Below are 22352 nucleotides of genomic sequence, written 5' to 3' on the forward strand. Positions count from 1 at the left end.
GCCCATTATATGGCACCTTTCTATTCAATCAATTGTACGTATACAGATTATTTAGCTAATTCGTTTATGACATTCATGATTTTCTGCCCAATTTCTTCGGCTGCTTCCATCGTAGAGCCTTCGCTATACACTCGAATAATCGGTTCCGTATTGCTTTTGCGCAAATGCACCCACTTATCTGCAAAATCAATTTTCACACCATCAATATCGTTTATCTCCTCGTCTCGATATATCTCTTTTACTTTAGCCAGAATAGCATCTACATCAATTTCCGGAGTAAGGTCTACCCTATTTTTAGCAATAAAATAAGGAGGATACGTGGCGCGTAGTTCACTAACTTTTTTCCCTTCATGGGCCAGATGACTAAGGAATAACGCAATTCCTACCAAAGCATCACGTCCATAATGACTTTCCGGATAAATAACTCCGCCGTTGCCTTCACCTCCTATTATAGCATGAGTTTCCTTCATCTTGGTTACCACATTCACTTCACCCACTGCAGATGCATAATATTCCATTCCATATTTGCGGGTTACATCACGTAATGCTCTAGTTGAACTCAAATTTGAAACCGTATTACCGGGGGTATGCCTCAATACATAATCCGCCACAGTAACTAACGTATATTCTTCTCCATACATAGTGCCATCTTCAGAAATCATAGCTAATCTGTCAACATCAGGGTCAACGACAAAAGCCACATCCGCTTTTCCTTCTTTCATCAGATTCATAATGTCGCCCAGATTCTTTTCTAGCGGTTCAGGGTTATGGGCAAAGTGTCCGGTAGGATCGCAATATAATTTTTCAATTGACTTGACTCCCAACTGTTCAAGCAACTGAGGTAGGATAATACCCCCAACCGAGTTTACACAGTCTATTGCCACCCGGAATCCAGCCTTTCTGATGGCATCAACGTCTACTAACTTCAACGCCAACACACTATCAATATGTTTTTGGTTATAAGTGAGGTCCTGTCTGTAAGTTCCCAGTTTATCAACTTCTGCATAACAAAAATCTTCAGCCTCAGCAATACGCAAAACCTCGCTTCCCTCCTCCGCATTCAGAAATTCGCCATCTTCATTGAGTAATTTCAAGGCATTCCATTGTTTGGGATTATGCGATGCAGTAAGAATAATACCGCCACAAGCTACTTCCATGGTTACAGCTAACTCGGTCGTTGGAGTGGAAGCCAAATCAATATCAACAACATCCCAGCCCATTCCCATGAGTGTCCCTACAACCACATTCTTCACCATTTCCCCCGAGATACGGGCGTCACGTCCTACAACGATTTTATTACTACTACCCTTACAAGCTCTTCGAATTAAAGTAGCATAAGCCGAAGTAAATTTAACTATATCAAGCGGATTAAGTCCTTCACCTGTTACCCCGCCGATGGTACCTCGAATGCCGGAAATTGATTTTATTAATGTCATAGTTTATCGGTTTTAAAAAATTAGGTCCTTAGTAAATTTGGAATTTTCTGATGTCATAGAAATAGGGATATACATATCTTAAAGAGGCATCATGTCCCATTTTGGAAGGAACAATTAGCTTCACATGAGCGCGATCGGTCACGTACTTCAAAGCCAATAACCATCCTGAAGGAACAGCAGTCCCATATGCAGTCAACATGCTGCCGTAGGTAAACAGACCTGAAGCTGTAGTACCCGAAAGAGAATATCGAAATTCATCTACCCATCCGTCAACGTCATAGTTAGACACAGATGTTGTATCCTGAGACATGATATCATATTCCATGAAACGAACCAGTACTATATCATTATTTTTAATGGAATCTCCGGTTCCTTTATAAACAATTTGCATGTACACACCACCTGAAAGAGCCACATACTCGTTCGTTTTCAAATCCGTTGTATTGCCTTTAGCCTCGAAATCAGCCAGCGAAAGCACTTTAATATTGTTTTTGGAAATAAAATCTTTGATGGCATTATCCTCATCTTCAAGCTGTTCTGCGTAAGTTTTGGTATCATCGCACGCCTGAAACATAAATCCCAAACACAATAAGGTAACAAATAACAAAGTAAGTTTTTTCATTTTCTCTATATAATAAGTAAGGCAAAAATATTCTATTTTAATTGAAAGTTAAAAATATCGGCATAAACTTCTGAAATATTAACCTTTAAAGCAATACTTTTAACCGTTGCGTTGCTAAATATGCAGTTTAAGCGTTGAGCAACTCCTTGTATCTTTCCAATCCATCTTCAAAGACAGCTCTCGCCTCTTCCAACGTTCCGCAAAACTCTCCTCCCGAAGCGTTCAAATGACCGCCCCCATTAAAGAAATCGGCCGCAAATTTATTGCAAGGAAAGGTACCTACAGAGCGCAAAGATATCTTAATCATCTGCTTCTCAGTATCTTCACGCAAGAAACAAGTAAAACAAACATCTTTAATCGACAAAGGAATATTAACGAAACCTTCGCTATCACCCTTTATATAGTCAAATTTGCCTTGTTCTTCTTTTGATAAAGAAATAAGAGCTGCATGATGTTCTTTGTACACATGCATATTAGAAAGAATATATCCCATCAGTCGAAGCCGACTTTCGGAGTACGTATTATACACTTTACGGTAAATATCATCCTTATCTATTCCCTTTGACAGCAACTCACTTATAATAAAATAGATCTCTCTGTTATTAGAATTATAAGTGAATCCTCCCGTGTCTGTCATCATTCCCGTATAAATACATTCTGCTCCTTCCAGAGTGATATCTTCAAAGTATCCCATGCGACAAATCAGACGGAATACAAGTTCGGAAGTAGAAGATATCTCAGGATGAGAAATAACGATCTCGCAAAATGATTCGGGATGTAAATGATGATCAACCATTATTTTCCGTGCTTTGGAAGCCAACACAACATCACCTAACTCTTCTATTCGTTTGATAGCATTAAAATCCAAACAAACAATCACATCAGCCTCCGTTATAAGGCGATCAGCAAAGTCTTTATAACGATCATAAAGCACAACCTCCTTGGCCCCGGGCATCCATTTCAAAAAATCAGGAAAGGCATTAGGGACAACAACATGCACCGTTTTCTCTTGTGACTCAAGAAAATGCATCAATCCCAATGAAGAACCAATAGCATCGCCATCCGGTGAAACATGTGATACAATGACAATACTCTCTGAGCGTTCAAACCACTTGGTAAAATGATCTATTTTAGTTTGATCTATAATTTTGCTTAGCATACTATTCTTATAAATGATTGGCAAAAGTAACAAAATATTTCCTCAATCAGATCAAAAAGGTAACAGAACCTTTCTCAGCCAAAGAAATAAAGTGAATTCCCAATGCGGTACATTCATCAGTGAGAGTCTTTTGACGAGAACCAGCCAAAGAACCATCAATCAATACAACGCTAACCTTAAATAGTTCTGTTAGTTCTTTTATTGTCCCTTTATAACCTTTACAAACATATAGATAATCAATTCTAAGTCGGCTATCAGCCGATGAAAGCGCCCAACCGCTAGTGCGCATGAAGCAAATCCTCTTCCCGCAAAAATTGTACATTCGATTTGGCAAAAAAACGTTTTGATTGATAGGAGTCTCACGCATAGCAACAGGGGTTTCCAGTTGCAACCGGCTCCAATGACGGTTCATAACTTGATGCATTCGTTTGTTAGTTGGCACAGTATCTGCATAAGCAAGCAGTGAACTACCATCGGACCTGATAATATGTGCAGTGGCACAACCCGGTATGTTGTAAAATGCAATACTGTTTCGGGGGTGATCTTGCAAACGCATCACGAAATGATAACTACACAAAGAAAGCAGTAAAGTTAATGCGCAAATCAATGTTTTGGCCTCTTTGTTATAAAAGAAACGTACTCCGAAAAAAAGTAAAAGGTAAATAACAGGTACTTCCAATGTGTAAACCCATACCGACTCTAGTGAAGAGTAAGGCAAATGTTCCACCCAGCGCACCGAACTATTGAGAAAATCAAGTGCTTGTTTCAACAGCCAAACAATCCATTGTTGGATGAAAGGTAGTGGAATAAAAAGGAAAAAGGCAATTGACAAGTACATTATAACGGAGGCCAGAGGTATCACCAGCAAGTTAGTCAATAAGAAATGGGTAGAGAAGCGTGAAAAATAATAAAGTACCAAAGGAGCGGTACCTATCTGAGCAGCTAGCGAGACCGATAGTATACCCCATACATAACGTAGCAATTTATGTTTGGGGGTAATTCTATTATATATTAATGGATGAATAAACAAAATAGCAGTAACTGCTACGAATGAGAGTTGAAAGCCAACATCGAAAAGCCAGCAAGGAGAAACCAGTAACATCATAAAAGCCGCTGCCGATAGGCTATTTAGCGAAAACAGGCGTCCGTTGGCCAAAGTAGAGAGAGCAAAGAAGGAAAACATGACAGCCGATCGAACCACTGAAGGAGACAAGCCAGCTATAAATGCAAATAGCCATAACACAGCAATGATAACTACAGCACGTACTATTTTCAATTTAAATGAACGTGAGAATCCCCGCATTAAAAACAATAGCAAGCCATACAAGAATCCCACATGCAAGCCTGAGAGAGCAAGCACGTGACTGGCTCCAGAAATAGAGAAACTCTCACGAATACTATCACTCAAATCATCTTTGTAACCAATGGTTAGTGCTGAAAGAACAGCATACTGATCTGATAAAAAATTCTGTTGGCGATAAAGGTTCAATAAGCCATGTTGCCAATCGGAAGCGATCTGTCGCAATGATCTGCTATCCGTATGCCCGTTTTTCTTCCAACTGCCTGATGCAATAAATGCTGTACCGCTAATACCTTGATGCAAGAGATAACGAGAATAGTTGAATTCATCAGGATTCCCATTATTTTTCGGTAGTGAAATCTTGCTGCGAATAAGTAGCTCATCACCACGCTTTAGCGTTTTGCTAAGTGAATCTTTTGAAAAATACAAAAGTATTTTTTCGCCGGTCGGCTGTAAAGAGGCCGAAAACAAAAGGCTTTTTTCCTTTTCCTGTACGTGATTCGTTAACACAACACGAGAAGTAGCTTCTTCTATAGGAAATGCAGCAACTACCTTCTCTAAATGAAAACTACAGACTGCCATTCCTAACGTCAGAAAAAAGACATAAACGCCTGCACCAAACAACCAACGAAAAGTGTACTTCCGGCAAAAGAAGCCTGATAGCAACAAGAAGAAAGATAGAAGAAACAAACAGAAAAGAAACCCCAACAACACAGAACGGTGAGCCTCAAAGAGATAATCGGCCATAGCTATCCCACTGGCTAGCGGAATAAACAAACGCAAAAAAACATGTTGATGCAAAAAAGCCAGCTGAGGAACCACAGGCTTATATTATAGATTCTTTAAATCAACAATCATCCTTCTGGGATCGGGTGCACTAAAAATGGCACTTCCGGCAACCAGTACATCTGCTCCTGCCTCAACTAACAGAGCACCCGTTTCTTTGTTGACTCCACCATCCACTTCAATCAAAGCTTTTGAGCCAGTTTCTTCAATCAATGCACGTAATTCTTTCACTTTATCAACAGAGTGCTCAATGAATTTCTGTCCGCCAAAGCCCGGATTTACGCTCATAATGAGTACCATATATACATCACGAATAATATCTTTCAGCAAAGAAACCGGTGTGCCCGGATTGATTGTTACCGCAGGCTCCATACCCGCTTCACGAATCTGCTGTATCACCCGATGGATGTGGGGACATGCCTCGTAATGCACATTCATTACATGTGCACCCAGTGCCTTTACCTCATTGACAAATTTTTCGGGATTCACAATCATCAAATGCACATCAAGCGGTTTCTCGCTCAATTCGGCAACAAACTTCAACACAGGAAAGCCAAAAGAAATATTGGGAACAAAAACTCCGTCCATTATATCAATATGTATCCACTCTGCTTCACTGTTATTAATCATTTCAATGTCTTTTGCCAGGTATGCGAAATTCGCCGATAAAATAGATGGGGCTATAATTGGTTTCATAATTGCAGTTGTTTTTAATTTCATAAATACAAAAATACATGATTGTTTTTAGATTACGACATGAAGTAAGACAAAAACACATAGTAAACCTCAAAAAGAATGAACTTAGCTAACTTAGCGCACATGTAACTCCGCCAACGGATACTTGCACAAGTGTCGTTTTGCCTCATAAAAAGTATAAAATAAAGTATCACCAAGTATCACCAACCTTGCAATGAATTGATTATCAGTTTTTTATGTGTGACACTTGGCTAAAAAAAAGCCTCACCAAGTATCACCAAGTATCACCAACTTTTTTGGTGATTATTCCTTATAAGCATCTATCTGTTTATTGTTTGTATATGGGTGTTTTCGTTGGTTTCTTTATGTCTTTATTTTGCGGATTGGCTGTTTTCGTTACATTCGAAACACCACGGTTTGTGCCCTAATAATAACCTGATAAAAGAGCCACAATGATTTGGAATTGACAGGATAATGTATTATCTTTGTACTTATAAGCTTATAGTATATTCAAATTATTATAGGCGCAAAGGCAGGAGTTCGTACTCTTGCCTTTTTTTATGTCTTAACGGTTTATGATTGCATTCACACGGTGTCTCGCGCCGGTTTGCACGGTAGCAAAAGACCCCTGAGCAACCGTGTTACAGTCGTAAGACGGTTGTTCAGGGGCCAAAAGACGGTTTACGATTTAAAATTGCTCGTTATCTTTTTGAAAAAGTCGGTTATGTTTTTCAAAAAGTTGGTTATGTTTTACCAAAGTCTTGCTGATGATTGTTGCTCCCTGCTTTATTAGTTAATAATACATAAAACTACTCTTGACAAGATTTGCATGATTCATGATGTAAAGGGGAGAATTTGTAAAATTAGTTCCACCAATCAGCAGAATTAACTTAACGCGTGTTTAACTCTACCAATTGGTTTTTCATTCATGTGGTTAATATATGGATTAATCCACCTTCATATAAAAATGATTGGTCAGCTTGAATCCTCTCAATAGTTCATCCGTTTTCAAACGTTTCTTCCCGGGCAATTGCAATTCTTTGATAGCAAGGAAACCATCAACCACAGCAACATGAATAAATGATTTGCCATCTGTGCGGATTGTACCCGGCTCAAAACGATGCTCTTCTATTATCTTTTCCGAATCAAATATCTTCACGACCATTGATTCGTCGGCAGGAGATACCCATTCCGCCCACGCGGCCGGATAAGGCGAGAGTCCTCTGATGAAGTTATACACCGATTTAGCCGACTGCCTCCAATTTATCCGGCAAGTATCTTTAAAGATTTTGGGAGCCGGACGCAGTTCGCCTTGTACGGCCATTTTATCTTGAGGCATAGCTTTAACTGTTCCTTGCAGAATAGCATCAACCGTTTCAATAACCAACTTACCGCCTAACACCATCAACTTATCATGTACCGTTCCTACATTATCGGTTTCCTCAATAGGCACACTTACCTGTTGAATCACCTCTCCCGTATCAATTTCATGCTGTAAGAAGAATGTAGTTATACCTGTTTCTGTATCTCCATTTATCACCGCCCAGTTAATGGGAGCTGCTCCACGATATTGAGGCAGCAAAGAAGCATGCAAATTAAACGTACCCAAACGAGGCATATCCCACACCACCTCAGGCAACATACGAAATGCCACCACTATTTGCAAATCAGCTTTCCATTCGCGCAAAGCTTCAATAAATGTCTCCTCCTTCAGTTTTTCGGGTTGTAATAAAGGTAAATTATTCTCCAGAGCAAACTCTTTGACAGGAGAATACTGTATTTTGTGCCCTCTTCCTGCGGGTTTATCGGGCATGGTAATCACCCCTACTACGTTGTACCCTCCTTTAATCAGGCAACGCAGAGGCTCAACAGCAAACTCCGGAGTGCCCATATATACTATTCTTAAATCCTTTTTATCCATCATACTAACTTAACTAAAAAGATTAATCTTCCGAGAAATGAACCAATACTTGTCGATACGAATTAAAGATTTTCGATTTCGAAACAAACCCTAAGTACCGACCATCTCTATCCACAACCGGTAAGTTCCACGCCTTTGTGTCATCGAAAGTTTTCATCACCTGCTCCATGCTATCTGTGTCAAATAAACGAGCTGGCACAGAAGTCATCAGCTTATTAACCGTAAACCGGTGATACAACTCTTGACGGAACATAATATTACGGATGTCATCTAACAATACAATACCCAACAACACTCCATTCTTATCAGTTACAGGAAATACATTGCGGTGAGAGGTTGAAATGGCTTTAACCAGTTCGCCCAAATCCATTTCAGGATGAACCGTCACAAAATCTTTCTCTACCACATTTTCCATTTTCATCAACGTAAGCACTGCTTTATCTTTATGATGGGTAAGTAGTTCTCCTTTTTTGGCTAAACGCATGGAGTAAATACTATGAGGCTCAAACACAATGATGGTAAGATAAGAACTTACGGCCACAATCATCAATGGAAGGAATAAATCATATCCTCCGGTCAGTTCAGCAATCAGAAACACACCCGTCAACGGTGCATGCATCACCCCACTCATTACGCCTGCCATTCCCATAAGAGCAAAGTTTTTCTCGGGCAATCCGGGAAAAATGCCTAGTTCGTTACTGAAGTGAGAAAATACAAAGCCAGCAATACAGCCCAAAAAAAGTGAAGGGGCAAAAATACCTCCGCATCCCCCGCCTCCATTTGTAGCAGCCGATGCGAATACCTTAAAAAGGACAATAAGCAACAAGTAAACAAGGAGTAAGTTACCGTATCCGTAAAACAGAGAATTATTCATAACGGTATCCCATTCCATGTTGCTTATTCCGTTGAGCAATAATTCTATGGTATCATAACCTTCACCGTAAAGCGGAGGAAAAAGGAAGATTAGTATACTCAGCATGACACCTCCCAAAACTAATTTGCTGTACACACCCTTGAAACGGGCATAGAAATTCTCGACCACATTCATGGCTCGGGTGAAATACAAAGAAACCAGTCCGCAAAAAATGCCTAACAAAATAACATACGGAATACGTTCCAATAAAAACGGTTGATCCATGTGGAACTTGAACATAGCCTCTTGTCCGGTAACAACATAAGAAACCGTCGCAGCAGTAACCGAGGTAATAAGCAATGGCAGCAAAGAGCTCATGGTTAGATCAATCATCAATACCTCGATGGTGAAAACGAGTCCCGCTATTGGTGCCTTGAAGATACCCGATATCGCTCCGGCAGCACCGCATCCCACAAGCAACATCAACGTGCGTTGCTCCATTTTAAAAAGACTTCCCAAGTTAGAACCGATAGCAGACCCCGTCAAAACAATAGGTGCCTCCGCTCCTACTGAACCACCAAAACCAATAGTAATAGCACTGGCAATTGTTGACGACCAGATATTATGTCGTTTGATGCGTCCCTGCCTACGCGAGATGGCATAAAGAATCTTTGTAACTCCATGGCTAATGTCATCTTTCACAATATTACGGACAAACAAACCCGCCAAAAAGATTCCCACTACCGGATAAACCAAATACAAATAGTTAGCTTCTGTTGAATCGAAATTATCGGTAAGAAAGTTCTGAATTAAATGAATAAGATACTTTAATATTAAAGCAGCAAAAGCAGTAAACAAGCCTACCAGAAAACTTAACATCAAGATAAAATGCTTCTCCTGAATTTCGTTTTCCCGCCAAATAATAAAACGCTGAATGATACCTATGTTTATTTTTTCCATGATAACTGTTTATTCCCAAGCCCTTGGTTCGGAATCTATTCTCTAATAATTTTAATTACGCCACCCTTGTCAAGTTTAATAATACTCGAAGGTTTGGGGCGACTCATCTCATTTTGACGATACGTAACCACATAATCCACCAACGATTTAATTTCTTCACTGATTTCACTGAAGTTAGCCGGCGAAGGCTGTCCGCTTATATTAGCTGAAGTTGACACAATAGCTTTGCGAAAGCGTTGACACAACTGACGCGAAAAATCTTCGGAAGTAACACGTATACCTACACTACCGTCTTCCGCCAATAAGTTTTGAGCCAAGTTCCGAGCGCCTGAATAAATAATAGTCATCGGTTTATCTGCCAATTCTATTAAATCCCACGCTACAGATGGGACTTCATCCACATAGAAATCAACTTTCACAGCAGAATCAACTAATACGAGCATCGCTTTACTATCAGCCCGTTGTTTGATTTCATAAACTTTACGTACCGCATCAGGGTTTGTGGCATCGCAACCAAGTCCCCAAATGGTATCAGTAGGATAAAGAATAACACCGCCTTCGGCCATTACCTGGCAGGATTTTTTAATATCTTCAATCATTTCTTTGCCTATTGTATAATGAATAACACGCAAAAATAGTACTTTTGCCCGACAATAAAAAGTTTAAGAGAGAACATAATGGAAGAAATTGAATTTCACCACACACTGCCCATACAGCTTCGTTTCAACGATGTAGACAAGTTTGGGCATGTGAATAATGCTGTTTATTTTACCTTTTATGATTTGGGAAAGACAGAATACTTCGCCTTTGTGTGTCCGCATGTCGACTGGAGTAAAGATGGAATTGTAGTTGTTAACATCGAAGCCAATTTCCTCTCGCCCGTATTTTCATCTGATAATGTGGCTGTGCAGACCGCCGTAAATGAAATCGGCAAGAAAAGTTTCCATCTTATTCAACGTGTGGTCGACGTTAATACGGACGAAGTAAAATGCATCTGTAAATCGGTTATGGTAGCTTTTGATCTCGAAAAGAACGAATCTAAAGAACTGGAAGAAGAATGGAAAGACGCCATCTGCCAGTTCGAAGGTCGTGACCTGCGAAAAAAATAATCGTTAAATTTCTACGTGGGCTTTCGTTTTTTTTCGTACTTTTACCAATCAATGGCGAAGCACAACAAGCCGCCATTCCTTTGAAGCAAAGAAAGAAAAAAAACAATATATAAAATGAATCACAAATGGAATTATCGACCCATAACACCAGAAGAAGAACAAGCGAGTGAGCAATTGGCCCGGGAACTGGGAATCAGTCCTATCCTGGGTCGTCTATTAATACAACGGGGAATAACAACAGCAACTGAAGCTAAGAGTTTTTTCCGTCCGCAACTGCTTGATTTGCACGATCCATTCTTGATGAACGATATGGATATTGCAGTGGAACGCCTGAACAAGGCGATGGGAAAGAAAGAACGCATACTGATTTACGGAGATTACGATGTTGACGGAACCACAGCCGTGGCTCTTGTTTACAAGTTCATCCAACAATTTTATTCGAACATTGATTACTACGTACCCGACCGGTACAATGAAGGCTACGGAGTTTCTTATCGAGGCATTGATTATGCTGCAGAAACCGGCGTGGGATTAATCATCGTACTCGATTGCGGTATCAAAGCTGTCAATGAAATCACTTATGCAAAAGAGAAAGGGATCGATTTCATTGTCTGTGATCACCATGTGCCCGACGACATACTGCCGCCCGCCGTAGCCATCCTTAATGCCAAACGAGCCGACAACACTTATCCTTACACACATCTTTCGGGATGCGGCGTAGGATTTAAGTTCATGCAAGCATTTGCCCTCAACAACGGTATAGAATTTCACCACCTGATTCCGTTACTCGATTTAGTTGCCGTGAGTGTCGCGTCGGACATCGTTCCGATTATGGGCGAAAACCGCATCCTGACCTACCATGGACTTAGGCAAATAAACAGTAACCCCAGTGTGGGATTGAAAGCCATTATTGATGTATGCGGACTAACTGAGAAGGAAATTACCGTCAGTGATATTGTCTTCAAAATCGGACCACGCATCAATGCATCGGGACGCATACAAAACGGGAAAGAGGCGGTTGATTTGCTGATAGAGAAGGATTTGTTAGCCGCCCTGGAAAAGGGTAACCAAATCAACCAGTACAATGAAACCCGAAAGGATTTGGATAAAACAATGACAGAAGAAGCCAATCGCATCGTAACAGAGCTTAAAGGATTGGCAGATCGTCGTTCCATTGTTCTCTACAACGAAGACTGGCACAAAGGAGTTATTGGCATTGTGGCTTCTCGACTGACTGAAGTTTATTACCGGCCTGCCGTAGTACTTACACGCACTGATGACATGGCAACAGGATCGGCTCGTTCTGTTTCCGGATTCGATGTATATAAAGCCATTGAACATTGTCGCGACTTGCTTACCAGTTTTGGTGGCCATACGTATGCTGCCGGCCTATCAATGAAAATTGAACAAGTACCCGAGTTTACCCGACGATTTGAAGAATTCGTATCGGAACATATTCTACCCGAACAGACCTTTGCGGTGATTGATATTGATGCTGAAATAGACTTCAAAGACATCAACGCCAAGTTCTCCAGTGATCTGAAGAAGTTCAACCCTTTTGGACCAGGAAATAACAAACCCATATTTTGTACGCATCACGTTTATGATTATGGTACTAGTAAAGTGGTAGGGCGCGATCAAGAACACATCAAGCTGGAGCTGGTCGACAATAAATCTAATAACGTTATGAACGGCATTGCATTCGGACAAAGTTCTCATGTACGCTATATCAAAACCAAACGTTCTTTTGATATCTGCTACTCCATTGAAGAGAACTCCCATAGAAAGGGCGAAGTGCAATTACAAATTGAAGATATCAAACCCGCAGAGTGAGCCTTTATCACGAAATACTCAAACGCTATTGGGGGTATGACGCTTTTCGCGATTTGCAGGAAGAAATTATCACCAGCATTGGAGAAGGAAAAGATACCCTCGGGCTAATGCCTACCGGTGGAGGAAAATCTATCACCTTTCAGGTACCGGCATTGGCAAAGGAAGGAATGTGTCTGGTTATTACCCCGCTCATCGCATTGATGAAAGATCAGGTAGAGAACCTAAAGAGCAGGGACATAAAGGCCATAGCCATCTATTCGGGCATGACCCGTCAAGAAATTATAGTTGCACTGGAAAACTGCATCTTCGGGAACTACAAATTCTTATACATCTCACCGGAACGACTTGACACGGAAATATTCCGCGTCAAGCTCCGCTCCATGAACATCAGCATGATTACCGTTGACGAAAGTCATTGCATCTCGCAATGGGGTTATGACTTTAGACCGGCTTACCTGAAGATTGCCGAAATCAGAGAACTTCTACCAGACATTCCGGTACTTGCACTCACAGCAACAGCTACTCCCGAAGTAGTGAAAGACATTCAACAACGTCTTCATTTCAAAAAGGAGAATGTATTTCGAATGAGTTTTGAGCGCAAAAATCTGGCTTATATTGTGCGCAATACTGACAATAAGACCGGCGAAATTCTGCACATACTGAACCGAATGCCCGGAAGCTCCATCATCTACGTACGAAATAGAAAACGAACCAAAGAAACCACACTTTTCCTTCAACGTGAAGGTATCACAGCCGACTTCTATCATGCCGGCCTGAACAATGACGTGAAAGACCTTCGCCAGAAACGATGGCAATCCGGTGAATGCCGGGTGATGGTTGCCACCAATGCCTTTGGTATGGGAATAGACAAACCCGATGTAAGAACCGTTATTCACTTAGATTTGCCCGACTCTCCCGAAGCTTACTTTCAAGAAGCAGGAAGAGCAGGAAGAGATGGTGAAAAGGCATACGCCATCATCTTGTATGCCAATTCGGATAAGGCCGCTCTTAAAAAACGAATATCAGATACCTTTCCCGAAAAAGACTATATAAAGCAGGTTTACGAGCAACTGAATTACTATTACCAAATGGCAATGGGCGACGGATTGGGGTGTATGTTCGATTTTAACCTCGAGGACTTCTGCCGAAGATACAAACACTTCCCTGTGCCTGCCGACAGTGCCCTAAAGATTCTGACCCAGGCAGGTTACATTGAATACACCGACGAACAGGACAATGCATCACGACTACTCTTCACCACACGCCGCGAAGAACTTTATAAACTTCGTGAAATGGGTGAACAGGCCGACTTATTGATACAAACCATCCTTCGTTCATACACAGGCGTGTTTACCGATTATGCTTATATACACGAAGATTCGTTGGCTATGCGCACAGGCCTTACCCGCCAACAGATATACGATTTACTCATCGTATTGGCCAAACGAAGAATCCTCGATTATATTCCCCACAAAAAGACACCTTATATTATATATAAAAGAGAACGGGTAGAATTGCGGCATCTTCAAATCAGCAAAACCGTTTATGAAGAGCGCAAAGAGCGTTACGAAGCCCGTATCAAAGCCATGCTGGAATATGTAACATCAGAAACGGCTTGCCGCAGCAGGATGTTGCTGCATTACTTCGGAGAGAAGAACGAACACAACTGCGAGCAATGCGACACTTGCATCAATCGAAAGAAAAACAATGGGGTGACCGATTCATCTTATAATGTGTTACGCAGACAGATTCTGGAGATGCTCAGTGTGCAACAACGCACACCTGCCGATCTAGCCCGACTCATTGAGGCCGATAAAGAAGAGATTGCCGCCGTTATTCGCTTTCTGCTTGACAAAGGAGAAATTCAAATGGAGGATGGTATGCTTCAAACAAAAAATACTACTTTTGCAAATAACTAAAAAATAATCAAACATGGCCAGTTTCTTTAAATCATTCTTTTTGGGAAAGACAGAGACTCCCGAGGAAGCTAAAGCAAAAAACGAGAAGAAAAACTTCGATATATTAAAGTTTGACGGACTACGTGCTCAACGTATGGGACGCACCGATTATGCATTATCATGCTTCACACAGGCATTAGCCATTGAAAAAGAGTTTGAGACCATGAGTTATCTTGCCCAACTGTATACACAACTCTCTGAATTAGAAAAAGCACGCGAAATACTTGAGGAAATGGCTCAAATGGAACCTGAAATCATCAGTACCTTCTTTCAGCTTACTCATGTATGTTACATGCAGGAAGATTACGCTGCCATGAAAACGAATGCGCAGAAAGCCGTTGAACTGGAGCAAGAAAATGCGACCGCCTACTTATGGCTAGCCAAAGCGGAACACGGATTGAAGGATCAAATGAACACGATTGCCCATCTCACCAAAGCCATTGCTTTAAAAGAAGATTATACTGAGGCTTTGCTTCTGCGGGCAGAAGAGTTGCTATCCATGCAAGTATATAAAGAAGCGTCCGAGGATATAGAAACGATATTGCAACAATCACCCGATGATGAAGCCGCTTTACTTTTAAAAGGAAGATGGGCTGAGGCAACTAATCAGATTGCAGCGGCAGAAGAAAGCTATAAACAGGTTTCGGAATTAAACCCATTCAATGAACAAGCGTACCTTCTCCTAGGCAAACTATACATTTCGCAGAAAAAGCTGGTAGAAGCTATAGCCACATTCGATGAAGCCATAGAACTAAACCCCAACTTTGCCGCAGCGTATCACGAACGTGGTCGCGCCAAATTATTAAATGGAGATAAAGAAGGTTCTGTAGAAGATATGAAAATGTCATTAGAACTTAACCCTCGCGAAGAGGCAGCCCTAAGCGGTCAGTTCAATAACCAAGGAGAAAAATTCGACAACGTATTGGGTTTTGTGCATTGAGCAAATTACCTATAGAATTTCTTTTCTCCCCATCATCCCCACATAAATAAATCAAAGGCTTTAATTCTTCTCTTCATCAGGAGGGATAAAGCTTATTCCCCCGGGTCTACCTATAGCTAGATTCGGGCATATACAGCGTTGTATATTCTAGTATAAGAAGCAAAAATAAACTATAAAGTCATATTGATTCAGGTAGAAATAAAATTGCAGTTTATACCTTAATATTTACCGGATATCCAAACTTACTACCAGATAACCGCTATCCTCAAATTTGGCGTTTTTTTCTCTAAAAATCAACTTATATCTTTGATGCGAGACAATTGTTTTTAGCTCATAGAAGTCTCAACGTTACATTACACATCTTAACCAGTTATTTATAAATTAAATTACAGTCTTATGAAAAAGAAACTCTTATTCGCAGCAGTAGTCATCGGTGCACTATCACTAGGTTCGTGTGTGGATGACAATGAATCGGCATCAGTTGAAGCCGTACGAAATGCCAAAGCTGAGCAGCTTAAATCAATCGCAGCGATGAATAACGCGCAAGCTGAAGCAACAAGATTATTGGCCGCAGCCGAATCAGCCTTAAAGGCTGCACAAGCAGAAGCTGAAAAGACTCAAACGGAACTCGAGAAGGTTTTGATTGACATTAAAAAAGTTGAGTTAGAAAAAGCACAACTTGAATTAAAGCTCCAGCAAGACAAATACAGTCAGGAGTTACAAGTTGCATTGAAACAGTTAGAGAACCAGTTAAGCAATCTTGAGAATGAGAAAGCACGTTTGGAATTGCAAAAAGCAGCTATTGCCAAACAGCTTGAAATACAAGAAGCTGAGCTTGCGAGTCAGTTATTGTATGCTCAAACTGAAGTTTTGAATGCTCAACAACAACTTTTGAACAGACAAAACCAAATGGAAGCAGCCGAAAAGGCTAAACTTCAACAATTGGTAACTACTTATTCAAATGCCATTGCCACATTAAACAGTTCAAAACAGTATCTATTTACTCTTCAGTCAAACCTCACCCGTGCTGAGAACAATCTTGCAACTTACAAAGAATTAAGAACAGATTTACTAGAAGCTAATCAAAAACAAATAGCAACAGATGAAGCTCAGATAGCTTCTTACAAGAAATATAGTAATTATCTGTCTAATTATGATGAGCTGGTAGCTGAATACAATGCAAAGTCATTAAGTTACAACGAAGCAATCGATAAGTTAAACGCATTGCGGAACACTTACAATCAGCTCAGCTCTAACACAAGTGCCCCCTCAATGAACGCAGTTAGCCAATCGGCTTTTATTCTTGCATATTATGATTTTGGTTATAGAGTGGGTCTTTATTCTGCTCCTTATAGCGATGTTGGCACTACAATTGAAAAAACAGTTGGCAATCGTACTCTCCGATTCTATATGGAAAAATACGAGCCCATTACTTTAAACACTGAAAGATTAAGTACGTACATTCCTCAATATGAACAAAACATCAAGTCAGCCAAAAGTACGCTAGAGTCAGTAACCACTGCATACAATAATTATGCGAAAGCTGCTGAAGATGCTAAAAAGGCTTGGGATGACGCTAAAGCAGCAACCCCTCCTGATGATGCTGAAATAACCAGATTAGCTGAAAGTTACAGGATTGCATTAGAGAGTTTTGAAAATTACAAAACAACTTTGACCTGGGCACAGGAATATGTAGCTCAACAAGAAAAGAACCTGAGTGATCTTAAAGTTTTGATGAGTACTGAAGCATATACTCAATTCACGACTTTGTTGAGCGAATACAATCAGGCGATTGTTGAAACGTACAAGCCTGTAGCCGATGCTTATTTCGCTTACGGAACCCATTTCTATCAGGAGTATATTCCTATTCAGGAAGCTTATAACAGTTTAAGTAACATTTTGTATGACAATAGTAATGGCGGTTCATTAATGACAGCATCACAGATTGAAAGTTTAATCAAAAACTTAGAAGCTGACATAGAGGCTTTGAAAGAAGATCAATCTTATATTTCCAGCATAACATCTGCCGAGCAGGTCATTGAGCTATTGAAATCGAACATAGAGGCAGCCAAAGCTGAAGTCAGTGTGAATCAAAAATATGCAGATGACGCTAAAGTTGCATTAGATGCAGCCATGGCAGAGTAATGCTTCTGGAATATTAACGGTAATAAAAAAACAATATGAAAATAAAAAAGATTTTATTGTTGGCCGTTACATCCATTATATGCCTGACTATAAATGCACAAACCAGTGTTGATAAAGACTATACTCCCCAAAAAGGAGACATCACACTGGCAGCAACAGTAGGCTATAACAGTTATACAAGTATCACAGCTCCATCGGGTTTGCTGACGGATTATGAACTTGCTGCAATATCTACCAATTGGTCGGACAAAAAACTCATGGTAGGTTTTGAAAGTGGCTGGTTCTTCAGAGATACCTGGAAACTAAATTTGGGTGGCGGAATCAACTTTACTAATAGTCCGGGATATACGGCAGTACCGGGGACCATCGATGAAGATTCGGAAATCGGAGACGGCTCAATCCCTAATTACAGAGCAGTAGCAGATTCCTATTCGTTTTCTTACAATGTATTTACAGGGATAGACAAATATTATAAAATAAAAAGTATTCCAAACTTAATGATGTACAGTGGTATTCGAATAGGCTTTGCATACGGATTAAATGAAATGAAATATGATGAACCAGAATCAATGGGCAAATCAGATGCAGAAACATGGAACTTGCGCGGAGGGCTTACATTCGGTTTAGATTACTTTCTGGCCAAAGGGATATACATTGGTTGTCAGGTAGATCCGTTCTCCTACACCTACAACATGACTTCTGTAAAACCCCAGGAAGGGCTGAGTGATTTATCGGCCGACAGTCACAATTACAGCATCATGTCGGCTCCCACAATCAAGATAGGTTTTAAGTTCTAACATACAGTTAATTCTCTCTTTTGCTACACCTCTGAGGTATTTCCTCAGAGGTGTTTTTTGTGTCCTGACGCCGAAATAATTATTTATTTAAAAAGATAGTTTTGTAATATAAAAAATGATGTTTTAATTTATTATAATCTAAAAAATATTATACTTTTGCAAAAGCTCTTCTGATAACAAAAAGCATTAAATCAATCATGAAAAAACAAACCATGCGAATAAGATGCATCAAAAAGAATCTCCTATATTCTTTTTACATGACATTATCCTTATCAACACTTCTTATTTTAGGTTCGTGTTCGGATAAGAATTCGTTAGAAAACAAACAAGAACAACGTGTTGACTCGCTAATTGGCGCTGGCAGAGACTCTCTTTTTTCAGACATACCTGCTGCAAAGAAATATTTGCAAGAAGCAATGAACCGTACAAAAGATAGTATGAAATACTATGATGCATTTGAAGCTTACTCGAGTATTTACTATCTTGAAAACAAGTATGATTCCGGGCTATTGATGAAACAAAAAACACTTGTATTTCTAGAGAAACAACCTAAGGCAACGAGAAGGCAAGAATTGATGGCATCAGTCTACAATGCTATTGGAGTCTATTACGCACAAATGAACAAGCCCGATTCTGCCATTATCTTTCTACAAAAGTCACTTCAATGTCCGCCATCTATAGAAAGTAAACCAGATCTTTATATTAACCTTTCCGATCAATATAAGTTTAAAGGTGATCTGCCTACAGCAACCTATTATTTGAGACTGGGCTTAGCTGTAAGCGATTCTTTTGATCTCGATAAATTTAAATTTCCTATCTATTTGGGGTTGGGAGACATCTATTTGGGACTTAGAGATTTCAAACGGGCAGATGAATATTACCTACGGGCAGAAAAAGACTATCCCAACAGAAAATTTAATGAAAAAGTCATTTTCAGTAATAACCGTGGCAACTATTATTACTATAAAAAAGAATACAAGAAATCTCTTGCTTGTTTTAAGCGAGCCGAAAAAGACTTAGAAAGTACAAATTATGACTTCTTCAAAAATATGGTATATGGTAACATATCTGATGTATATCTGAATCTTAACCAACTAGATTCCTGCAAGTATTATTATGAGAAAGCGGAACCTTACTTCAAAAGCATTGATCATAAAACCATTCTTTATTATATTAATGCAACAAAAATAGGGGTTGCCGTTGCTGAAAACAATTTTGCTTTGGCACGTAAACTGCAACAAGAGATTAAGAGCGACGAGGGAATTGAGCCCAATATCTTATCCGTCCGCACGGAATATCTGGAAAAACTAGCCCTGAAAACCAACGATTACAAAAGTGCTTATCAGTATTTGAAAAAGAGAATGATTGTGAACGACTCGCTACGCGACGATGCAACGCAGCAACGAATTGCTGATTTGGACATGCAATACAAGCAAGACAGCACGTTGATGAAGAAGGATTTGCTCATACAAAAGAAAAGCGCAGAAGCACAAACCTTCAAATTGAGTACCTATCTTTGGATACTCATTTCTTTAGTCGGCTTGATATCGGCCATTTTCGGTTATTATATCATCAAAAAGAGGAATAACATGCAACGGATGAAATTCATTGAACAGATAAGTAACCTCAGAATTGGTAACATCCGTAACCGCATATCGCCTCATTTTATGTTTAACGTGCTAAACAACGAAATGCAAGGTGTGGATGAAGAAAAGAAGCAACGGTTGTTCACCCTGATACATTTATTACGAAAGAGTTTGGAAATGACTGAAGAAACCAGCATCATGCTCGTAGATGAAATTGATTTTGCCAAGGCTTATATTGAGTTGAACAAACAAAAAGTGGGCGATAATCTGACTGTCAGCTGGGACATTAGTGAGCATGTCGATCTGAACAATGCCCGAATCATTCCCATGATGTTACAAATACCGATTGAGAATGCGTTGAAACATGGTTTCCCCGGCATGGAAGGTGAGAAAAAACTTTCTATAAAAATACTTCGTGAAGAGGAAGGTATCCGCATCTTCGTAACCGACAACGGCAAAGGATATCACCCCAACGGAGTATCTTCACCAACAAGTACAGGCACCGGACTCAGGGTCTTGAACCAGACTCTACAAATATTGAACGCCCGAAACCGCCAAAAGGCCGTTTTCCTCATACAAAACATCGGAACGCAAGGAGAGACGGGTACCAAAGTCGAAATATTCATTCCTCACCATTATAAATACGAATACAAATGAAAGACAACTATACAGCCATTGTTATTGACGACGAACCGCGTGGTATTTCTAATTTGCAGACTTCGTTGCAAGGAATCAACGAAATGGAGTTGGTGCAGACTGCACCAAACGCAGCAAAAGGAAAAGAACTGATCTTAAAGCACAAACCCGATGTGCTGTTTCTGGACGTTGAGATGCCAGAAACTAGCGGACTGGAGCTGTTGCGAGAGATAAAGGATGCCGTTAACTGGCCTATGCAAGTGGTTTTTTATACGGCTTATGATAAATATTTGCTGGAAGCCTTGCGTGAATCGGCGTTCGACTATCTGTTGAAGCCATACACCGAAACAGAATTTCTACTTGTTATTAACCGGCTTTTAAACTACATGCGTTCCGAAGAGAAGAAAGATTCTCTGCAAGAATCACTTTCAACATTGAACGGCAAAGACAATTCACACGTACTAATCACCACCGTAAGGGGATATCAATCACTCCGCTTTGACGAAATAGGTTATTTTGAATATGCAAAGGAGAGCAAGCACTGGTGCGTGATACTTGAGAAACAACGCATTCAACTAAAACGAAACACAACGGCCGATGACATTGTGAGACTTGCCGCCTCTTTTGTACAGATAAACCAGCAGCAGATTATCAACATATCCTATTTACGAGCCATTGAAGGGAAGAAGTGCCTGATGCTTCCTCCCTTTGACGAAACTGAAAGTCTGTTGATATCACGCAACTTTTTCAATTCGGTACAAGACCGTTTCTTTATGCTTTAACGCGGCAAAGATTTCTTAATATAGTTCGCAATTAAATAGCAAGCGGGAGCTGCTACCTCACCATGATCAAATCCTTGCAGCTCGTACAGCGTGATTCGTTTGTTACCGGTGTTTTTTAAGACAGATGCCAGCAAAGCATTCTCCTCGTATCTGTCGGCCATTTCCAACTGGCGGTCGCCCGTGATGAGAACAATAGGAGCCGTATCTTTGCGCGCCTTGTTAACGGGAGCAAACTCGTCGACCACGGGAATACCCGCAGGCAAGCCCCGCTCCTTTCGAATGGTAAAATGCGTCACCGTTTGCCCGCTCACGGGAAGATAAGCCGCTACTTTATCGGCATCGACACCATAAGAACTGAGATACTTTTTATCCAGAGCCAGCATCAACGTCAGGTATCCACCGGCCGAATGACCCGAAACAAAGATGCGTTCTTTGTTGCCACCATACTTTTCAATGTGCTGAAATACCCATGCCACTGCCGCTGCTGCATCTTCCGTGTACGACGGATTCTTGGCGCGCGGACTTAAACGATAATTAACCGTCACCACCGCAAAACCTTTTTCCTTAAACTCCTGAGGAATATATTTGTTGCCCCCTTCCAGTCCGCCACCATGAAACCAAACAATGGTAGGACAATTCGTTGCTCCCTCGGGGTAATACACATCGAGTTTGCAGCGTTCACGACGGTAAGCATCACTCTCATCGGGCGAAACATAAGACACATCAGTCACTGTTTTATAAGAAACCTGAGCATGCAAAACCAGTGCCGCATGCAATAAAAGCAAAAGTAAATAGTATTTTCTCATTGTCTATATATAAATAAGCGTAAGCGT

At 40.4% G+C, this 22352-nt stretch carries 17 protein-coding genes; 8 read left to right on the plus strand and 9 right to left on the minus strand.

All coding sequences use genetic code 11. The features are described from left to right. Nucleotides 1-47: 47 nt before the first annotated feature. The 8 genes from glmM to C511_RS0106885 all read right to left on the minus strand — a co-directional run bounded on the left by glmM (nucleotide 48) and on the right by C511_RS0106885 (nucleotide 10332). Complete coding sequence (gene glmM, locus C511_RS0106850; RefSeq protein WP_024996632.1) at nucleotides 48-1436, minus strand: phosphoglucosamine mutase; 1389 nt, start codon at nucleotides 1434-1436, stop codon at nucleotides 48-50. Nucleotides 1437-1464: 28 nt separating this feature from the next. Further along, on the minus strand, nucleotides 1465-2058 hold the full coding sequence (locus tag C511_RS0106855) for a DUF4827 domain-containing protein (protein ID WP_024996633.1): 594 nt from the start codon (nucleotides 2056-2058) through the stop codon (nucleotides 1465-1467). Between the two features lie 127 nt (nucleotides 2059-2185). Next, the gene (locus C511_RS0106860; RefSeq protein WP_024996634.1) at nucleotides 2186-3217 is read right to left on the minus strand and encodes a DHH family phosphoesterase; all 1032 of its coding nucleotides are present in this window, start codon (nucleotides 3215-3217) and stop codon (nucleotides 2186-2188) included. A 46-nt stretch (nucleotides 3218-3263) separates the two neighbouring features. Beyond that, the gene (locus C511_RS0106865) at nucleotides 3264-5339 is read right to left on the minus strand and encodes a ComEC/Rec2 family competence protein (protein ID WP_027317968.1); all 2076 of its coding nucleotides are present in this window, start codon (nucleotides 5337-5339) and stop codon (nucleotides 3264-3266) included. Nucleotides 5340-5348: 9 nt separating this feature from the next. Further along, complete coding sequence (rpe, locus tag C511_RS0106870; protein ID WP_024996635.1) at nucleotides 5349-5999, minus strand: ribulose-phosphate 3-epimerase; 651 nt, start codon at nucleotides 5997-5999, stop codon at nucleotides 5349-5351. Between the two features lie 946 nt (nucleotides 6000-6945). Continuing rightward, complete coding sequence (gene fmt / locus C511_RS0106875; protein WP_024996636.1) at nucleotides 6946-7920, minus strand: methionyl-tRNA formyltransferase; 975 nt, start codon at nucleotides 7918-7920, stop codon at nucleotides 6946-6948. A gap of 22 nt (nucleotides 7921-7942) precedes the next feature. Further along, nucleotides 7943-9733, minus strand: a complete 1791-nt coding sequence (locus tag C511_RS0106880; RefSeq protein ID WP_027317969.1) for a chloride channel protein — start codon at nucleotides 9731-9733, stop codon at nucleotides 7943-7945. Nucleotides 9734-9768: 35 nt separating this feature from the next. Next, on the minus strand, nucleotides 9769-10332 hold the full coding sequence (locus C511_RS0106885; RefSeq protein WP_024996637.1) for an L-threonylcarbamoyladenylate synthase: 564 nt from the start codon (nucleotides 10330-10332) through the stop codon (nucleotides 9769-9771). 78 nt (nucleotides 10333-10410) lie between these two features. On the opposite strand from C511_RS0106885, the gene C511_RS0106890 reads away from it, so the two are divergent. The 8 genes from C511_RS0106890 to C511_RS0106925 all read left to right on the plus strand — a co-directional run bounded on the left by C511_RS0106890 (nucleotide 10411) and on the right by C511_RS0106925 (nucleotide 21519). After that, nucleotides 10411-10842, plus strand: a complete 432-nt coding sequence (locus C511_RS0106890; RefSeq protein ID WP_024996638.1) for an acyl-CoA thioesterase — start codon at nucleotides 10411-10413, stop codon at nucleotides 10840-10842. A 114-nt stretch (nucleotides 10843-10956) separates the two neighbouring features. Next, nucleotides 10957-12675 carry a single-stranded-DNA-specific exonuclease RecJ gene (recJ, locus tag C511_RS0106895; protein WP_024996639.1) on the plus strand — a complete coding sequence of 573 codons (1719 nt, stop codon included), beginning with the start codon at nucleotides 10957-10959 and terminating at the stop codon, nucleotides 12673-12675. After that, on the plus strand, nucleotides 12672-14594 hold the full coding sequence (locus tag C511_RS0106900; RefSeq protein ID WP_024996640.1) for a RecQ family ATP-dependent DNA helicase: 1923 nt from the start codon (nucleotides 12672-12674) through the stop codon (nucleotides 14592-14594). Before recJ ends, C511_RS0106900 begins: the two co-directional genes overlap by 4 nt. Nucleotides 14595-14607: 13 nt before the next feature. Then, complete coding sequence (locus C511_RS0106905) at nucleotides 14608-15573, plus strand: tetratricopeptide repeat protein (RefSeq protein WP_024996641.1); 966 nt, start codon at nucleotides 14608-14610, stop codon at nucleotides 15571-15573. A gap of 396 nt (nucleotides 15574-15969) precedes the next feature. Then, nucleotides 15970-17718 carry a coiled-coil domain-containing protein gene (locus C511_RS0106910; RefSeq protein ID WP_024996642.1) on the plus strand — a complete coding sequence of 583 codons (1749 nt, stop codon included), beginning with the start codon at nucleotides 15970-15972 and terminating at the stop codon, nucleotides 17716-17718. Nucleotides 17719-17753: 35 nt separating this feature from the next. Next, nucleotides 17754-18515 carry a BT1926 family outer membrane beta-barrel protein gene (locus C511_RS0106915; RefSeq protein WP_024996643.1) on the plus strand — a complete coding sequence of 254 codons (762 nt, stop codon included), beginning with the start codon at nucleotides 17754-17756 and terminating at the stop codon, nucleotides 18513-18515. Nucleotides 18516-18772: 257 nt separating this feature from the next. Beyond that, nucleotides 18773-20758, plus strand: a complete 1986-nt coding sequence (locus C511_RS0106920) for a histidine kinase (protein ID WP_024996644.1) — start codon at nucleotides 18773-18775, stop codon at nucleotides 20756-20758. After that, nucleotides 20755-21519: a LytR/AlgR family response regulator transcription factor gene (locus C511_RS0106925; RefSeq protein WP_034781838.1), complete on the plus strand. Its 765-nt coding sequence runs from the start codon at nucleotides 20755-20757 to the stop codon at nucleotides 21517-21519. Before C511_RS0106920 ends, C511_RS0106925 begins: the two co-directional genes overlap by 4 nt. On the opposite strand, the gene C511_RS0106930 is transcribed toward C511_RS0106925, so the two are convergent. Beyond that, the gene (locus tag C511_RS0106930) at nucleotides 21516-22325 is read right to left on the minus strand and encodes an alpha/beta hydrolase (protein WP_027317970.1); all 810 of its coding nucleotides are present in this window, start codon (nucleotides 22323-22325) and stop codon (nucleotides 21516-21518) included. The two genes, C511_RS0106925 and C511_RS0106930, sit on opposite strands and share 4 nt — an antisense overlap. Nucleotides 22326-22352 lie beyond the last annotated feature (27 nt).

This window comes from Bacteroides graminisolvens DSM 19988 = JCM 15093, assembly GCF_000428125.1.
Taxonomy (GTDB): Bacteria; Bacteroidota; Bacteroidia; order Bacteroidales; family Bacteroidaceae; genus Bacteroides; species Bacteroides graminisolvens.

Coding starts and splice junctions, on each gene's coding strand:
- glmM (WP_024996632.1), bottom strand. CDS start 1,436: ATGACATTAATAAAATCAATTTCCGGCATTCGAGGTACCATCGGCGGG.
- C511_RS0106855 (WP_024996633.1), bottom strand. CDS start 2,058: ATGAAAAAACTTACTTTGTTATTTGTTACCTTATTGTGTTTGGGATTT.
- C511_RS0106860 (WP_024996634.1), bottom strand. CDS start 3,217: ATGCTAAGCAAAATTATAGATCAAACTAAAATAGATCATTTTACCAAG.
- rpe (WP_024996635.1), bottom strand. CDS start 5,999: ATGAAACCAATTATAGCCCCATCTATTTTATCGGCGAATTTCGCATAC.
- fmt (WP_024996636.1), bottom strand. CDS start 7,920: ATGGATAAAAAGGATTTAAGAATAGTATATATGGGCACTCCGGAGTTT.
- C511_RS0106880 (WP_027317969.1), bottom strand. CDS start 9,733: ATGGAAAAAATAAACATAGGTATCATTCAGCGTTTTATTATTTGGCGG.
- C511_RS0106885 (WP_024996637.1), bottom strand. CDS start 10,332: ATGATTGAAGATATTAAAAAATCCTGCCAGGTAATGGCCGAAGGCGGT.
- C511_RS0106890 (WP_024996638.1), top strand. CDS start 10,411: ATGGAAGAAATTGAATTTCACCACACACTGCCCATACAGCTTCGTTTC.
- recJ (WP_024996639.1), top strand. CDS start 10,957: ATGAATCACAAATGGAATTATCGACCCATAACACCAGAAGAAGAACAA.
- C511_RS0106905 (WP_024996641.1), top strand. CDS start 14,608: ATGGCCAGTTTCTTTAAATCATTCTTTTTGGGAAAGACAGAGACTCCC.
- C511_RS0106910 (WP_024996642.1), top strand. CDS start 15,970: ATGAAAAAGAAACTCTTATTCGCAGCAGTAGTCATCGGTGCACTATCA.
- C511_RS0106915 (WP_024996643.1), top strand. CDS start 17,754: ATGAAAATAAAAAAGATTTTATTGTTGGCCGTTACATCCATTATATGC.
- C511_RS0106920 (WP_024996644.1), top strand. CDS start 18,773: ATGACATTATCCTTATCAACACTTCTTATTTTAGGTTCGTGTTCGGAT.
- C511_RS0106925 (WP_034781838.1), top strand. CDS start 20,755: ATGAAAGACAACTATACAGCCATTGTTATTGACGACGAACCGCGTGGT.
- C511_RS0106930 (WP_027317970.1), bottom strand. CDS start 22,325: ATGAGAAAATACTATTTACTTTTGCTTTTATTGCATGCGGCACTGGTT.